At 35.9% G+C, this 619-nt stretch carries 1 pseudogene; it reads left to right on the top strand.

The features are described from left to right. Positions 1-619, top strand: a pseudogene (locus tag RT41_RS10220) (IS3-like element ISLla3 family transposase); the annotation flags it as partial.

Here is a 619-nt window from a genome sequence, read left to right as displayed (position 1 = left end):
TGGATTCGCAATTATCGAGCAGAGGGACTTCCTACAGCTCACTCCAAAGTCAATAAAAATTATTCTATGGAATTGAAAGAAAATGCGGTACAATGTTATTTAACAACTGATTTAACTTATGAAGCTGTGGCAAGAAAATTCGAAATTACTAATTTTACCTTACTTGCAAGCTGGGTTAATCATTTCAAACTCTATGGAGAAGTCCCAATAAGCAAAAAGAGAGGACGACGTAAAAAACTAGAAAGCATTGCATCGTCTATGACTCAGAACTCAAATGATTCTCAACGAATTAAAGAACTTGAACAAGAATTACGTTATGCGCAAATTGAGGTAGCTTATTTAAAAGGACTTCGGAGATTGGAGAAAAATGCTCTAATGAACAAAAATCAAGACTCATCTACAGTCTCCGTAAAACCTTCAAACTCAAAGAAATCTTGAAAGTTACAGGATTCCCTAAAGCCACTTATTATTATTGGGTCAACTGTTTTGAACGGGTAAACAAAGATGAGCTTATCGAAAAAGAAATGCTTAAAATACGTCAAGAACATGCCAATGCAGGTTACCGTCCAATGAGTGAATTACTTAAGCAACGTGGCTATCACGTCAACCACAAGAAGGT

It is taken from the genome of Lactococcus fujiensis JCM 16395 (assembly GCF_002441655.1).
Classification (GTDB): domain Bacteria; phylum Bacillota; class Bacilli; order Lactobacillales; family Streptococcaceae; genus Lactococcus; species Lactococcus fujiensis.
Note: the sequence above shows the minus strand (reverse complement) of the source record. Positions and strands in the feature narration are given on the sequence as shown.